We start from the raw sequence: 15,119 nt of genomic DNA on the forward strand, positions 1-15,119 counted from the left end.
CTTTTCGGCGGCCTCTACAGTGTCCCGAGGTAACGGGGGCGGGCTGGGACGGTAGATCAGAAGGGCCGACTCGAGAACATGGTGCGGATCGAGCGATTGGCGGACCTGAAGCCCGTCCACCAGCGTCAGGCTGCCGTCCTGGCCCTGTGGCAGTGGCGCGCGCCGATACTCGCGTTCGAACTGGATGCAGAGTGGGGCGTCGACCAGTCTGTGCTGGAGTCGCTGTTTCGCCTGGCAGCATCACCCCCTGGTGACGAGTCGGATCGCGCATACCGGCGAGCAATCGCCGAGCTGTGCACGGCCCCGCTCTTCACGTCAGAAGTCGACCCGGACACGGTCCAGCTCTTCCAGTTGGAGACCATCAGCAACCTGCTGACCTTCGGCGAACTGCTGGACAAGCCTGGCGTGGACGAAGTCGAGCGAGTGGTCGAAGCCTCGGCCGGCCTGGCGAACTACCTCGACGGTCTCGTCGAGGGCTCCTTCTACTCTCACCCCTCGGAAGAAGCTCACCGCCAGTACCTCGCCGACCTGGCGGACCGGGCGAGCGAGGGCTATTTCCTGTCGCGCCACTTCGCTGTCGAGACCGCCTGCCACGGTGCTCTCGGAGTTCTCCCCGATTCAGCAGGGCTGCTCGACTCGTCCACGGGGCGCGAGTTGCTCGCGCTCTGCGAGGACTTCGGCGAAGAGCTCGCCACAACGATCCAGTGGCTCCGCATGACGGGTCACTAGCGATCGCATCGTGAGTGGGATGGCAAGTGCGGCAGCCGTGACGGACGGGTGGCCTGGAACGGAGGTCTGCTACGGGCGGCGCTGGATGGACAGACCCGGTTCGGTCTCGGCGAGGATGCCCAGACTGACCAGGCGCTTGAGCTTGTGCCGGGTGCTTTCGATGTTTTTTGGCTTGAGCGGGAGGTCCAGGGCCCGGCACAGATCGCGGGCACGCATCGGTCCAGCAGCGTCGGCGAAGACGTCGAGGACCTGCTGGTAGGCCGGGTGGGCTGGCAGGACGGGCGGCTCCTCGGCTGGCTCCGGGGTCGCCGGCGGGAGGGCGAGGAGCGTCTCGCGGGTCACCGCCAGGCTCTCGATCTCCTCCTCGAGTTCACGCAGGCGCACGGTGAGTTCGTCCATCTACGCACGGATCTGCGCTGCATCGCCGACGACCTCGCGTTCGCGTGCGTCGATCGGCGCCGATTCGCCATGTGGGCAGGGGAGTTGACGTGACGCAATTCACTGTTTGGGAAATCCGGCGCTCGGCTATGCCCTCTTGGAGAGAGGACCCATGCCCGGAGACGGGGCGGGTCCTCTTTGCTGTTTGAGGCCCGCGTCTCTCAGGGGGTGGCGGGCTCCGCATCCGCAGGGCCCTGGTTGGGGCCCGTCCGCCGGGATCTTGGCGGGTCGAGGCGGCGGGCCCCCCGAGCCGAAGAGGCCCGTCATGACGGTACACATCGAGGGCATACACCTCGCGATCCTCGTGATCGCCTGTCTTGTGGGGTATGGCGTATACCGCCGTTCACGGACGCAGTCGACGCCCGGCAACGTCTCTGAGGCAATCATGGCGGGCGCCGCCGTGGTGGCCACGTTGGTACTGATCATCACGGGGGCTGAGGCAGGCGGCGGTCAGAGCGCGCCAACTGAGCGGGACTCTCCGCCAGTCAGTCAACCCTCCGCTGTCTCTTCGGCAACGCCCGCTCCGTAACGTGCTCCGGCCGCTACCGCGGTCTGCGGCGCCGTGCGGGTTAGGCGGCGGTCCATTGGTGCGTGCGGCCGTCGCGCCACTCGATCCACCGGGGATCGTCCAGGATCTCCTCCGGGTCGGTGAGCCCGGCGGCCTCCAGGAACACGACCAGGTCGTGGTCGCTGCAGGCGGTGCCCAGGATCTCGTCATGTCCGTGGGTGTGCACGGTGATCCGGCGGCCGCCGGTGCCGGCGAGCACGTGTACGACGATCGGCGCGCTGGTCATGCCTCCCAGCCTGCGCCCGGCGGCCCGGCGGGGCGAGTCGCCCACCGGGCACGGCTGGAGCTGAGGCGCGGCGGGTGTTCTGGCGCGGCGGGTCACGGCCGGTCGGACAGCCAGGAGCCGACCAGGGCGTCCAGGTCGTCGGCGGGGGTGCCGGCGCTCACGGTGCGGGAGCAGATGGTGCGGGAGCCGCGTCCAGTCGCCGGCGCCTTCGTTCTGGAATCAGCCGTCCGCCCGGTCGCCCGGCGCCATGGGCAGCACCAGGCCGGCCGGGGGCCACCAGCGAAGCGCATGGGTCTGTCTCCAATCCGGCGGGTCTCTTCTCGCGCCTCACCCCTCAGGGCATGTATCGAGGCGTGATCAATGTGCGCGCTACGCGTTTTCCCTATATGACCGCCCTTCTGATAGATCGTCTGGCGTGGATGGTGTCAACGCTTGCACCTACGACACGATCACGGTTGCGGTTTCCTCGGAACGGCTTTCGCCTACCTCGCCGAGTGCAGGACCTGCCCGCCTACGATGCCGCCACCACTCAAGGTATAGCGGAGCCGTGACCGGGCCGTTCAGCCGGGCAGGCGAGCCTGCACTGGTTGAACTGGCTCACTTCTTGTCTTCGAGCTGTGAGCGGACTGACTGGGTGAGTTCGTCCCAGGAGTCGGCGAACTTTCTGATGCCCTCGTCCTCGAGGACTTCGAAGACGTCGTCGAGGACGACACCGGCATCGGACACGGCCTTCATGACCTGCGCGGCCTCGTCGTAGGTCTGCTGGATGAGCGTGCCGGGGCGGCCGTGGTCGGCGTAGGCCTTCAGGGTCTTTTCCGGCATGGTGTTCACGGTGTCCGGCGCGATGAGGTCGCTGATGTAGAGGGTGTCGGGATAGTCCTGGTTCTTCACGCCGGTCGATGCCCACAGCGGGCGCTGCGGCTTGGCGCCCTGCGCCTCCAGTGCGCGCCAGCGGTCAGAGGAGAAGACCTCTTGGTAGGCCTGGTAGGCGAGCTGTGCGTTCGCCACCGCGGCTTTCCCCTTGAGGGAGGGGTCCGCGCCGGCCTCGTCCAGTCGCTTGTCGATCTCGGTGTCCACCCGGGAGACGAAGAAGGACGCCACCGACTCGATCCCATCCAGCGATCCGCCAGCCTGCAGACGCTGCTCGAGTCCGGACAGGTAGGCGTCCATGACCGCCCGGTAGCGCTCGGGGCTGAAGATGAGGGTGACGTTGACGCTGATGCCGCGTGCGATGGACGTGGTGATCGCAGCCAGGCCTTCCTGCGTCGCCGGGATCTTGATGTACAGGTTGGGCCGGTCGACCAGCCACCACAGATGAGCCGCCTCCGCAGCCGTGGCGTCGGTGTCGTGCGCCACCCCGGGGGACACCTCAAGCGACACCCGGCCGTCACGGCCGGTGCGCTGAGCCACCGGGGCGAGCAGGTCGCAGGCGTCGCGGACGTCAGCGGCGGTGATGGTCCGCAGCGCCTCATCGACGCTGACCTTGCGGACGGCCATCGCGTGCACCTGGTCGTCGTAGGAGTCCGACCCGCTGATCGCGGCGGCGAAGATGGTCGGGTTCGTGGTGACGCCCACGACGGAGTAGTCATCGACCAGCGACTGCAGATTGCCGCTGCGGATGCGGTCGCGCGAGAGGTCGTCGAGCCAGACGGCAACCCCAGCTGCCGACAGCTCGGCCAGCTTCTCGTTCTGTGTCATGACAGTGCCTTCCTGGCTCAGAGGACGGGGCGAAGCGCGAGGGGAGGAGGCGAGTCGGCGGTCAGCGATCGCCGGTGGGGGTGTGCAGGACGCCCGCGCTGTCCGGGCCGGCGGGGGCCAGCGGCGGTGCCTCGGCGGCGGCAAGGCTTTCCCGGGCCGCGGCGACGACCGCGTCCGCGGTGAGCCCGAACTGCTCGTACAGCACGGTGTAGGCCGCGCTGGCGCCGTAGTGGTTGAGGCCGACGATGCGGCCGGCGTCGCCGACGAACTCCCGCCAGCCCATGGGCACGCCAGCCTCGACGCTCACCCGGGCGCGCACCGCAGGCGGCAGCACCTGCTCGCGGTAGGCCCGATCCTGGGCCGCGAACCACTCCCAGCACGGCAGTGACACGACTCTAGTCGGGATGCCGTCGGCCTCCAGCGTCTCCCGGGCGGCGACGGCGATCTGAACCTCGCTTCCGGTGCCCATCAGAATGACCTCAGGACTGCCGCTGGAGGCTTCGGCCAGCACGTAGCCGCCCCGGGCGACGCCCTCGGCCGACGCGAACTGTGTGCGGTCGAAGACGGGAAGGTTCTGCCGGGACAGGGCGAGTCCGGCCGGGCGGTCGTTGTGCTCGAGGATGGTGCGCCAGGCCACTGCGGTCTCGTTGGCGTCGGCCGGGCGGACGAAGTCCAGGCCGGGGATGGCCCGCAGCGCCGCGTAGTGCTCGATGGGCTGGTGGGTGGGGCCGTCCTCGCCCAGCCCGATGGAGTCGTGCGTCCACACGTAGGTGACCGGGAGCTGCATGAGCGCGGCCAGCCGCACCGCACCGCGCATGTAATCGGAGAAGGTGAGGAACGTGCCGCCGTACACGCGGGTCCCGCCGTGCAGCGCGATGCCGTTCATGATCGCGCCCATGGCGTGCTCGCGGACGCCGAAGTGCAGCGTGCGCCCGTACGGGCCGCCCGACCACATCTTGGTCTGCCGGCTCTCGGGCAGGAACGAGGCCTCCCCCTTGACCGCGGTGTTGTTGCTCTCCGCCAGGTCGGCCGAACCGCCCCACAGCTCCGGCAGGACCGGGTACAGGGCGGCGAGGACCTCGCCGGAAGCCTTCCGGGTCGCCACGCCCTTCGGATCGGCGTCCCAGACCGGCAGGTCGTCCGCCCACCCCTGCGGCAGCCGACGGGTGGACAGCCTCTCAAGCAGCGTGGCACCGTCGGGGTTGCCGGCCTGCCACGCGTCGAAGCGCTGCTGCCACGTCGCGTGCGCCTGCGCGCCGCGCTCGGCGACCCGGCGGGCGTGCTTGAGCACCTCCGGGTCGACCTCGAAAGTCTTGTCGGGGTCGAAGCCGAGGATCTCCTTGGTCGCCCGGACCTCGTCCTCGCCCAGCGCGGATCCGTGGGCCGCGCCGGTGTTCTGCTTGTTCGGCGCGGGCCAGCCGATGATCGTGTGCAGCACGATCAGCGACGGGCGGCCGGTCTCGGCCCGGGCAGCGGCCAGCGCGCGGTCGACCGCGGCCAGGTCCTCGCCGTCGTCGACGTGCTGCACGTGCCAGCCGTAAGCCTCGTACCGCTTGCCGACGTCCTCGGTGAACGCGATGTCGGTGTCGTCCTCGATCGAGATCCGGTTGGCGTCGTAGACCAGGACCAGATTGCCCAGCTCCTGAGTGCCGGCCAGCGATGACGCCTCGCCGCTGACGCCCTCCTCCAGGTCGCCGTCGGAGGCGAACGCCCAGATCGTGTGGTCGAAGACGCTCTCGCCCTCGGGGGCGTCGGGGTCCAGCAGACCGCGCTCGCGGCGGGCGGCCATCGCCATGCCGACGGCGTTGCCGACGCCCTGGCCGAGCGGGCCGGTCGTCGTCTCCACCCCCGGTGTGTGGTTGACCTCGGGGTGGCCCGGGGTCGCAGAGCCCCAGGTGCGCAGTGCCTGAAGGTCGGCCAGGTCCAAGCCGTAGCCGGATAGGAAGAGCTGGATGTACAAGGTGAGGCTCGAGTGCCCCATCGACAGCACGAAGCGGTCACGGCCGACCCAGTTCGGATCGCCCGGGTCGTGGCGCAGCCACTTCTGGAACAGCAGGTAGGCGGTGGGGGCGATGCTCATCGCGGTGCCGGGGTGACCGTTGCCGGTCTTCTGTACGGCGTCCATCGCCAGCACGCGCACGGTGTCGATCGCGCGGCGGTCGAGATTGCCCATCCCCTCGGGGAGGGTGGGGTGCGGCTGGAAGGGGTTGCCGGTGGGTGCGTCGCTCGCGGCCTCGGCGGGAGCCTGGGGGCGGGTGCTCTTCGCCTCGGTGGCGGGGTCTGCCTCATTGGCGGTCATCGGTGGCGGTACTCCCTTGGGGGTGGGACGGTAGATGCTTTCAACGCGTGGCCGGTATGGGCTCCACAACCGGGTGGGCCCGGCGACGGTGGGGACGTCAGGCGAGCGGGGTGTCGTTCAGGGCCTTCGCGAGGTCGCCGGGGGTGTCATAGAGGGCGACGGCGCCGGCCTTCCGCAGCTCGTCGTCCCCGAAGCCGCCGGAGCGGACGACGATCGCCGGCATCCCCGCTCTCTCCGCCGCCTCAACGTCCCACACCGAGTCGCCTACCATCACGCTCGACGCGTCGGGCGGCGCTCCCAACTTCTTCAGCGCCACCTGCAGCAGATCCGGTGCCGGCTTGGAGGACTCCACATCGGCGCTGGTGGTCCAGTCGTCGACGATGTCACGGGCGTCCAGCATGTCCAAGAAGACCTCCACGTGACGCTGCTGAGCAGAGCTGGCCAGCACCAGCCGGTGACCGCGCTCTTTGAGCGTCGCGAGGAGATCGCGGGCACCGGGCAACGGCGCCATCTCCTCCAGCAGAGCGTCGACCTCCCTGCCCTGCTGCTCCCTGGCCCGGTCGCCCACCCGGCGCTCCAGTTCCTCGCCACCGACAGCGGTGACCACCTGATCCCCGCCCATCCCGATCAACCGGTGCAGCCGCCACACCGGATAAATCTCGCCCACCGAGCGCAGTGCCCGGTACCAGGCGAGGGCGTGGTGGTAGTTGGAGTCGATGAGTGTCCCGTCGATGTCGAGGACGGCGATGGCGGATGCGGTCACGCTCACCGGCTACCCGCCGGCCCGGTACCCACACGGAGACCGCGGAACAACAGGGCGATCGTCGGTACGGCTACGGCTCCCCGGCACTGCTGCTCAGCAGGTGTGACCATTTCATTCTCGTCTCGGACACGCCCGCGCCCCGCCCACCGGCCGTAGCTGGCCAGGTCAGGCACCGGCGTTCGCGGTGCGTCTTTCGCAGTGGGAGCCGTACCGGTCCAGGCACAGGACGGTGGCGTCATCTTGGACTTGGCCGTCGCACGCGTCGGTGACCGCGCTGACCATGGCGCGCACGGCCTCACGGGTGTGCTCGGCGGCTGTGTCACGAAGGAGCGCGGACAGGTCGACGGCTTCCGCTTGGCGATCCTGCGTGCCGTCGCTGTAGAACACCAGGCGGTCACCGGGGCGCAGGCAGAGGTCCTGCACCCGGTAGGCACCCTGCCAGGAAACACCGAAGGGGAGATCCACGTGCAGCTTGATCTCCTCAACGGTGCCGTCGCGCGGCCGCAGGGGCCAGAGGTGGCCGGCGTTGACGAGCCCCCGGTCCGTCCTCCGGTGCCACCACCGGCTTCTGGGTGCGCAGGACCTCGTCATACACGCTCCCCGCCAGCGGAACCTGGTCAGCGCCCTGTTCCTGCGGTGCCGCCCGCTCCTCGTGGACACGCTGCAGACGCCGGCCGACGACGTCGACGAACAGGAACGACACATGACGCGCCCCGAACCGCTCACGCAGATTGTGCGCCACGGCATCGAGGGAATGCACCGGCGCGGCAGCCTCCGCTGTGGAGGCGATGGACGCCTACGCCATCCGGGCCGCGATGCCCGCCCCGCGCGCGAACCCGGACGGGACGCTGCACCACCCCGGCCAGTTCGCGGACGTCTGCCGTCGCGAGGATCTGGCGAACCTGGTCGCCGCCGACACCGCCGCCGGGCCCCGAGCACTCTCAGGCTACGAGACCCGCCCCACCACGGCATCCGGCTGTGGGCCGTCTGCCAGGTCGGCGCCCCGCGGCCCGCGGATGGGGCGGCGGCCGGCCAGGTCGGATCTGGCGTGCGGAACCGGGACTGGGCAGGGAACCGGGGCCGGGCAGGGGCGTCGCCGACGTCGTCCGGCGGGCGTCAGAGCGCCGTCCTCCAGGCCAGACGGACGCCGTCGGCCGGAGGTGCTGTCAGCGGGCGAGGGTCACGGTGATGGGGGCATCGGGGCACCGGCTGAGCTGGTCGGCCAGCACATCGTGCTCGGTGGCATCGACGGTCAGGCCCCAGCGGGTCTTGTCGGCGATCCAGTCGGCGACGTACTGGCAGCGGTAACCGGCCGCCGGGGGCAGCCAACCACGACAAGTACCGCCGCCTGGTCTGGGATCTCGGCGTAAAGCCGCTAATCGCCCGCCGGGGCACCGAGCACGGCTCCGGCCTGGGCACCCAACGCTGGGTCGCGGAGCGCGCGTTCGCCCACCTGCACTGGTTCCGCCGCCTGCGGATCCGCTGGGAGATACGCGACGACATCCACGAAGCCTCCCTCACCCTGGGCTGTGCCCTGATCTGCTGGCGACGTCTGCGCTCCCGCTGTTGACCGGTCTAGCGAGTAGGAGGCGGGGACTGCGGGGCTGGAGTGCATGCTGCTTCCTGGGCTGCCATCACCTCATCGCCGTACTCGAAGGCCCATGCGCCGACGGCGTCGATGGGTGCCAACAAGCTGCGCCCCAAAGCGGTGAGTCGGTACTCGACCCGTGATGGTGCGTCGGGGTGTGCCTGCCGGTCGACCAGTCCGTTGTACTGGAGCCGCCGCAGAGTCTCGGTGAGGACCTTGGAACTGATGCCCCCGATCCGCTCCCGTAGTTCGACCGGGCGCCTGGGACCGTCGCGCAGCGCCCAGAGCACCACGGCGTTCCAGGTGTTGGAGAGCAGGTCGAAGGCGAGGCGGGCGCGGCAGTCGGCGAGAAAGGCATCGGTCGTCACGTACCAAATGGTGCCCGAACCGCCTTCTAGCGTCGGTGTGAACGGTCGAAGCAGGCACGGAGAGGAAACGCGTGATGAGAATCGGCGTACTGGGCACGGGCAACATGGCCGACGCGCTCGCCACCCACTGGGTGCGGGCCGGGCACGAGGTGACCATCGGTGGACGGGACGCATACAAGGCGGAGCGGCTCGCGACGCGCATCGGAGGCAGCGCGAAGCCTGCCAGTCTGCGCGCGGCGGCCGAGTCCGGTCAGGAGGTGGTGTTGGCCGCGCTGCCCTTCGGGGCGGGAGTAGATGTGGCATGGGAACTGCGCGCGCCCCTGGAGGGCAAGGTCCTGCTCGACTGCTCCAACCCGGTCGGGCCGGGCTTCCGGCTGCTGACGGAAGGGGGCCCCTCAGCCGCGCAGCAACTGGCTGCCGCGGCACCGGGAGCCCACGTGGTCAAGGCTTTCAACCTCTGCCACGAGGACGTGTGGCGCATGCGACCGCCCGTCTTCGACGGGCGCCCATTGGCCGTGCCGGTCTGCGGGGACGACGAGACGGCCCTCGCGCGTGTACGCGAGTTGGTGCAGGACGTGGGCTGTGAACCCGTGGCTGGCGGCGGTCTCGAGCGGGCGGGACTCCTGGAAGCGACCGCCGCGCTGTTCATTGCCCTGTGGGTCGGCGAGGGAGCGGATGCCCAAGCAATCGCACCTCCGCTGTTTGCAGGTCGCGTTGAACGACGGGAAGACTGAGGTCGGTGGAGTCCGGGCTCAGCCCAGCAGTTGCCGGATCGCCGACACCACGGCGTCGCCCGTCCGCTCGACGGCCGTTCCCGCGACCAGACCGGGCAGGGTCCGGAACGCGTTGCGCAGAGCGGGCATGAAGCCTTCGCTCTCGGGCTCGGGCAGGACGCTCGCCAGCACCGCCGTGTGGTCACGCAGGGCGTCCGGGTCCGTCAGCCCGGACGCGTTGCGTTCGATGTCCGCGCGGAAAGCGGTCAGTTGAGCGGCGAGGGTCTGGAGCGAGTCGAGCGGAACGCTGCCTTGGCCGACGCCGACCTGGGTGATGCCGGACAGGCTCTGGCCGGTGGCGTTCTGCGCTGAGCCGTTGTTGTCGCCGCCGATGCTGAGGCCGGATCCCGGGGCTGGCGTGGGCTCGGGGGACGGGTTCATGCGGGGAAGTCCCGGGGTCATGTTCACTCCTTCGGTGGAGGCGGATGCGGAGGCGGGGGCGGAAGCGGGAACGGGGGTGGAGGGGAGCGGGGCGGGGGCCTGGGTGGGGGTCAGGGGCGCCGTCTGCGCCACCTGGGTCAGGGTCACGCCCCCGGCGAGCTGGATCCCCGCGTTGTTGTCGCCGAGCACCTGGATGCTGTTGATCACCGTACGCCGGTCGGAGAGCGCCTCCGTCGCGAACCCGTGGCGTTCGAGCAGGGCCTCCACTGCGCGCAGGACGGCGGCCTGCATCAGTTCGAGGTGGCGGGCGGCGTCGCCCTTCTGGTGCAGGTCGGGAACCTCGGGCAGGGACAGGAGGTCGCGCAGGCTCAACGGGCCTTCGGGCGCGATGGGTTCGTCCTCGCGCACCGTTGTCTTCCGCAGGTTCCGCCACACCGCGATGGCCAGCTCCGCGGCACCGCGCAGGCCCTCCAGGGCTCCCGGACCCGCCGGTTCGGGCAGCGGCAGCAGGGGGGCCAGCACCTGGGGCCGCAGGGTGAGCCGCAGTTCACCGGCTTGCAGGGCCACGTGCACGAACAGGGTCACCACGAGCTGGCCCTGCCAACTGATGCACTGGGCCCGCAGGTACGGCCGCTCGGGCCGCCCGAGGCTGGACACGGTCTCCGGTTCGCCGGCCCCGCTCCGGCTGTGTTCCAGCCACAGACCGGCGGGCAGGGCCAGCACCCGGGTCACCGAGAAGCCGGGCAGGGGGGCCGTCTCCTCGGTGCTGCCGGGGCCGCCGTCCTCGCCGTGGCCGGCGGCGGTCAGCGCGGCGGCGATGCTGTCCAGCACCTCCGTCTCGCGCAGCGCGACGACGCTCCGTGCCGCGTGCGCGGTCCGCAGCGGCACGCGCATCTCCGCCGCACCCCGGGCCACCCGGCCCGCGCCGATGAACCGGCCCTCGGCGTCGTACGGCAGGGCCGTGGCGTGCTGCCGTTCGCCCAGCCACTCCACGTGTACACGGTCCCGTGAGCCAGCCGGAGGGAGCGGCGGCGCGGTGCCGCCGTCTTCCGTCACCCGTCTGCGCGATGAACGGGCGACCGCCCCATCGACGACGTACACCAAGGTCATGGTGATCGCCACCAGGAAGGGGAGCTGGGCGCTGCGTACCCATACCTCGTGCAAGTCGTCGTTCTTCTCCAGCGAGCCCACCGTGAACAGCCAGAAACCCATCAGCGGGAGCATCGCCCAGATGGGACCGGACGAGCCGACCACCCACGCCAGACCCAGCGCGGCCAGCCACCCCAGGGCCGAGAACGGCGCCCAGGCCACGGCGGCGGCGAGCACCACCCACACCGCGGCCTGGCGGAGCAGCTTCCGCCGGCGGGCGCGTACCCCGTGCAGGAGCACCGGGACCAGGTCGAAACCGTACGACGGGACCGCGCGCGCCGGGTCCCGCAGCACCTCTCTGACCAGTTGGAGCAGCCGCGCCCGGCTCCACGGCCCGGATTCGCCGATCCGGGCCGGGCGCGCGTAGAGCGCCGCGCAGAGCAGCCGTGTGACCTCGGAACCGGCTGCCTCCGGCGGGGGCTCGCCCGCCGGTAACTCTTTGGTCCGCATCCTGGATGTCTCCCCCGGTCCGGCTCATACGCTGCCTGGGGGCATCTTCGCCGCACCGGACCCGGTCACGCCATACCCCCGCGCTCCCGGTCCCGGAACGCGCCAGGGTGTCGTCCGTCCCCTTAGCCCTGCTGAGCTGGCGCCGGGCACGCTTGATGCGGCAGGTCGGCCTCCAATGCCGCGGTCCCCCACCGTGCTCCCGCGCCCGGGGCGCGGCGGGCGGCCGGCTCCGACGCGAAGTCACCGGGCTCGACCGGCGAGAGTCACAAGCGGAGACAGTGATCGCAGCGCTCCGGGAACGGCTGAGAGGCACAGAGGACGGCCTTGCCGCGCTGGATACGTTTCTGGGAAACCCGGGCGATGCGGCGGGCGCGGCGGCGGTGCGGGCGATCCTGGAGCGGGAGGTGGCCGCCGACCCCGGCTTCGGCCAGCATCTGAAAGCCCTTGCCGAGGCGGCCGCCGAGCGGCCGCCTCGAACGATTACGGGCAGTGTAGTGATCGATGGCGGCGCCAAGGTCAGCCGCAACCAGATTTCACTGGGGCCACTGACCATCAACAGCAACCGGCAGGGCCGATGGCTCCCCGCCGTGCTCGCCGTTGTCGTCATGATCCTGGTTGTCCTGGCTGGTTGCGGCGGCACCCGAGTGTTCATCGACGAGGGCGGAGGAGCAGGACCAGGCACCTCGGGCCACGGGGGTTCGACGCCTCCCGTCACCACGCCCGTCGCCGATGCGTCGCCCCCGCCCAGAAAACAGCCGACGCGATCCTTGGAAGTCGGGGCGCATCACCATCACCGAGGCGATGGGCGCCCAGTAGCCGTGGCCCAGGGGCAGCCGGGCGGCGACCAGATAACCGAGCGTGGCCACCGCCGCCAGGCGGACGGCGTGCCGGAACACGGGCGAGTCCCGGCGGAGCTCACTGCGGACCGCCCGGACGACGACCGGGACCAGCCGGAGCATGGTCGGGCGCACCAGGAACCGGGCGCCGGCGGGGCCGGTCGGCGTGGGCGTCCTCCCGCGCGCGCAGCCGCTCCCGGCGATCTCCAACGCCTCGCCGAGCAGTTCCACGAGCCGCTCGGCGGCTTGCCGCGCGGGGCCCTCCAGCACCTCGTGCTCCTCGTCGACGCGCAGGATGTCCGTGAGCTCGGGCCGCACTTCGGCGGGAGTGCCGCGTCGGATCGAACGGGCGGCCGCGTCCAGGACGTCGGCGGCCGCGTCGAGCAATTCCTGCGCTCGGTCCCGCCCGGGTCCCTCCGCCGGGGCGCCCACGTCCGGGTCGGCGAGCGCCGCGACCACCGGCCGAATGCGCTCAGCGAGTCCCCGGGGGCCGTGCAGGACGGCAGGACGGGTGCGGGCCTGTGATGGCGTCACGGCGGCCGCGTCCCGGGCCGTCATCAACGGCTCCGGATCGAACGGGGCGGTCGGGTCGTGCCGCAGCCGGCGGGCGTAGTCCGCCACGGCGGCCAGGGCGTCGGCGAGTGCGTCACGATGCGCTCCCCAACGCCGGATCGGGAACAGCAGGATCAGTACGGCCTGCGTCACGCCCCCGAGTGCGATGACCCCGGCGTGCTCCAGTGCTCGCCCGATGCTCGTGGGCAAGGTGATGGTCACCAGCATGCTGCCCACGGTCGTCGCCGCGACGATCCCAGCGGTCGATCCGACGGCCCAGGCCATTCCCGCGGCGAAGGCCCACACGGCCAGCAACGGCAGGAACGTCACGAGTCGCCCCGCCGCCAGGTAGCCCACGAAGGTGCTGAGCGCCAGACCCGCGCCCGCGCCGAGCGCGACCACCTTGCGCGGACGCCAGCTGCGCTGGAAGGTCGCCCCACCCGCGGAGTAGGCGCCGAGGGCGGCGGACGCGGCATAGGCGGGGGAGACCAGCCACAGCGTCGGCCCGATGACGATCGCCACCCCGGCGGCCGTGCGCAGCGCGAGCAGGGGCTCCAGCCGCGTCTCCTCGATCGTGAGCCCGGATCGTACGACCTCCCCGAGGGTCCGCAGCCATGTCATGGGTGTCCGCCTCACCAGGCCGACGCCCTGCCGGGTCGCGTCGGCCTGGTCGGGGTGCGGCAACCGTCGGGCAAGGCAGCCTCCCACAAGGCCCGCTGACCGGCCGACGGCCGCAGCAGCTGGAGGGGTGCTGCCACTGCGGACACCACTGAACGTCCGCCGTTCGTCCTCCGGGCCGGAGCGCGGGCCATCGTTTGTCGGTTCAGCTACGGCCGGAGTGCGGCGATCGCCCCGGCCCCGCCCGGCGGACGGGCGGATCGCCACCCGTCGCCCGGACCGGGCCAGGGGAAACGGAGGGCACGAACGGCCCTGAGTCGGCTACCGCTTGTGGCCGTTGCCGTGGCCGTTGGGGTGCAGGACGACCTTGGTCCAGCCGTCGTCACGGGAGTCGAAGTGCTCGTAGGCGGTGGGGGCCTCGTCCAGGCTGAGTTCGTGGGAGACGACGAAGCTCGGCTTCGCCTTCCCGCCGGCGATCAGATCCCGCAGCGCCCGGTTGTACCTCTTCACCGGTGCCTGCCCGGTCCCCATGTGCTGGCCCTTGAACCACATCATGCCGAAGTCGATCGGGACCTTGCCCTGAGCCTCCAGCTCGCCCTGGGCCTCAGCGCCGCCTGGGTCCTGGGGCAGGAAAACGCCCACCACACCGATGTCGCCCGTGAACCTGACCGAGTCGATCAGTCCGTTGAGCGTGAGGCTGGCGTCCTCGTGTCCCTGGGGGTCGTGCGCCTGGTAGCCGACGCACTCGCAGCCGTTGTCGGCGCCCAGACCAAGGGTGGCCTCCTTGACGACCTCCGCCGGGTTCTGCTCGGCGGTGTTGATCGGGATGGCCCCGATCTCCTCCGCCTTGCGCAGCCGGTCGGGCTGGTGGTCGGCTGTCCAGACGCGGCCGGCGCCCTTGAGGAGGGCCGAGTAGGTAGCCATCAGCCCGACGGGACCGGCCCCGAAGACGATGGTCTGGTCGCCCGGCTTGACGTTGGCCATCTCGGTGGCGTGATAGCCGGTCGGGAAGATGTCGGCGAGCATCACGTAGTCGGTCTGCCGCTCGGCGGCGTCCTCGCCCAGACGCAGCGCGTTGAAGTCGCCGTAGGGCACGCGCAGCAGTTCCGCCTGGCCGCCCTGGTAGGGGCCCATGTCGGCGAATCCGTAGGCGGCACCGGCAAGGGCGGGTTCCGGCTGCATGGTCAGGCAGTAGTTGGTCAGGCCCTGCTCGCACTGCTTGCAGAAGCCGCAGGCGATGTTGAAGGGCAGGACCACGTACTCGCCGACCTGGACCTTGCGGACGGCCGAGCCGACCTCCACCACCTGGCCCAGGTTCTCGTGTCCCAGAGTGCGGCCGGACTCGAACGAGGTGCGGCCCTCGTACATGTGCAGGTCCGAACCGCAGATGTTGGTGGTGGTGATCTTGACGATGATGTCGCAGGGGTGTTCGATCTTCGCGTCCGGTACGTCCTTCACCGTGACCGTTCGCGGGCCTTCATATACCGCTGCTTTCATAATGACTTCTCCCGGTGCCACGGCATGACCGCGGCACGGCGATCGATGAGACGGCGCAACGAGCCTGACTCTCGGAAGTGCGATGACCGGCCCGGGGCTTCGGCACGCTTCAGCGGGCCGTTCACCCGGATCAAGAGGATGGCGCTTCCGCCGGCGTCCTGCTCGGCGGAGCTTCGGCGCTCCGGC

11 protein-coding genes and 3 pseudogenes are annotated in these 15,119 nt (G+C 70.7%); 3 read left to right on the plus strand and 11 right to left on the minus strand.

Annotated elements, in window-relative coordinates:
- The first annotated feature begins 78 nt into the window (after positions 1–78).
- Positions 79–729, plus strand: a complete 651-nt coding sequence (locus ACH5A8_RS24760) for a hypothetical protein (protein ID WP_399005395.1) — start codon at positions 79–81, stop codon at positions 727–729.
- 69 nt (positions 730–798) lie between these two features.
- Here the strand turns inward: ACH5A8_RS24760 and ACH5A8_RS24765 are convergent, their stop codons facing one another.
- From ACH5A8_RS24765 to ACH5A8_RS24795, 7 genes and pseudogenes are all read right to left on the minus strand, one after another.
- Positions 799–1,128 carry a hypothetical protein gene (locus tag ACH5A8_RS24765; protein WP_399005397.1) on the minus strand — a complete coding sequence of 110 codons (330 nt, stop codon included), beginning with the start codon at positions 1,126–1,128 and terminating at the stop codon, positions 799–801.
- A gap of 608 nt (positions 1,129–1,736) precedes the next feature.
- Positions 1,737–1,961 (minus strand): hypothetical protein, encoded by a 225-nt coding sequence (locus ACH5A8_RS24770; protein ID WP_399005399.1) that lies wholly within the window; start codon positions 1,959–1,961, stop codon positions 1,737–1,739.
- 92 nt (positions 1,962–2,053) lie between these two features.
- Positions 2,054–2,251: a hypothetical protein gene (locus tag ACH5A8_RS24775; RefSeq protein ID WP_399005400.1), complete on the minus strand. Its 198-nt coding sequence runs from the start codon at positions 2,249–2,251 to the stop codon at positions 2,054–2,056.
- A 307-nt stretch (positions 2,252–2,558) separates the two neighbouring features.
- A complete protein-coding gene (tal, locus tag ACH5A8_RS24780; protein ID WP_399005402.1) occupies positions 2,559–3,659 on the minus strand; it encodes a transaldolase in 1,101 nt (366 codons plus the stop codon).
- Between the two features lie 61 nt (positions 3,660–3,720).
- On the minus strand, positions 3,721–5,958 hold the full coding sequence (tkt, locus tag ACH5A8_RS24785) for a transketolase (RefSeq protein ID WP_399005404.1): 2,238 nt from the start codon (positions 5,956–5,958) through the stop codon (positions 3,721–3,723).
- Positions 5,959–6,055: 97 nt separating this feature from the next.
- Positions 6,056–6,721, minus strand: coding sequence for an HAD family hydrolase (locus tag ACH5A8_RS24790; protein WP_399005406.1), 666 nt, complete (start codon positions 6,719–6,721; stop codon positions 6,056–6,058).
- Between the two features lie 165 nt (positions 6,722–6,886).
- Positions 6,887–7,511, minus strand: a pseudogene (locus ACH5A8_RS24795) (PP2C family protein-serine/threonine phosphatase).
- A gap of 543 nt (positions 7,512–8,054) precedes the next feature.
- Between ACH5A8_RS24795 and ACH5A8_RS24800 the strand changes: the two are divergent.
- Positions 8,055–8,291: pseudogene (locus tag ACH5A8_RS24800) on the plus strand (IS5/IS1182 family transposase); the annotation flags it as partial.
- Positions 8,292–8,296: 5 nt separating this feature from the next.
- Here ACH5A8_RS24800 and ACH5A8_RS24805 read toward each other — a convergent pair.
- The gene (locus tag ACH5A8_RS24805; RefSeq protein WP_399005408.1) at positions 8,297–8,677 is read right to left on the minus strand and encodes a winged helix-turn-helix transcriptional regulator; all 381 of its coding nucleotides are present in this window, start codon (positions 8,675–8,677) and stop codon (positions 8,297–8,299) included.
- Positions 8,678–8,751: 74 nt separating this feature from the next.
- On the opposite strand from ACH5A8_RS24805, the gene ACH5A8_RS24810 reads away from it, so the two are divergent.
- Positions 8,752–9,411: an NADPH-dependent F420 reductase gene (locus ACH5A8_RS24810; RefSeq protein WP_399005410.1), complete on the plus strand. Its 660-nt coding sequence runs from the start codon at positions 8,752–8,754 to the stop codon at positions 9,409–9,411.
- Between the two features lie 18 nt (positions 9,412–9,429).
- Here ACH5A8_RS24810 and ACH5A8_RS24815 read toward each other — a convergent pair whose 3' ends face one another.
- From ACH5A8_RS24815 to ACH5A8_RS24825, 3 genes and pseudogenes are all read right to left on the minus strand, one after another.
- Positions 9,430–11,430 (minus strand): hypothetical protein, encoded by a 2,001-nt coding sequence (locus ACH5A8_RS24815; protein ID WP_399005412.1) that lies wholly within the window; start codon positions 11,428–11,430, stop codon positions 9,430–9,432.
- Positions 11,431–12,200: 770 nt separating this feature from the next.
- Positions 12,201–13,439, minus strand: a pseudogene (locus tag ACH5A8_RS24820) (FUSC family protein); the annotation flags it as partial.
- 318 nt (positions 13,440–13,757) lie between these two features.
- Positions 13,758–14,933, minus strand: coding sequence for a glutathione-independent formaldehyde dehydrogenase (locus tag ACH5A8_RS24825; protein ID WP_399005414.1), 1,176 nt, complete (start codon positions 14,931–14,933; stop codon positions 13,758–13,760).
- Between the last annotated feature and the right edge of the window lie 186 nt (positions 14,934–15,119).

Source organism: Streptomyces sp. NPDC018610, assembly GCF_044391765.1.
Classification (GTDB): domain Bacteria; phylum Actinomycetota; class Actinomycetes; order Streptomycetales; family Streptomycetaceae; genus Streptomyces.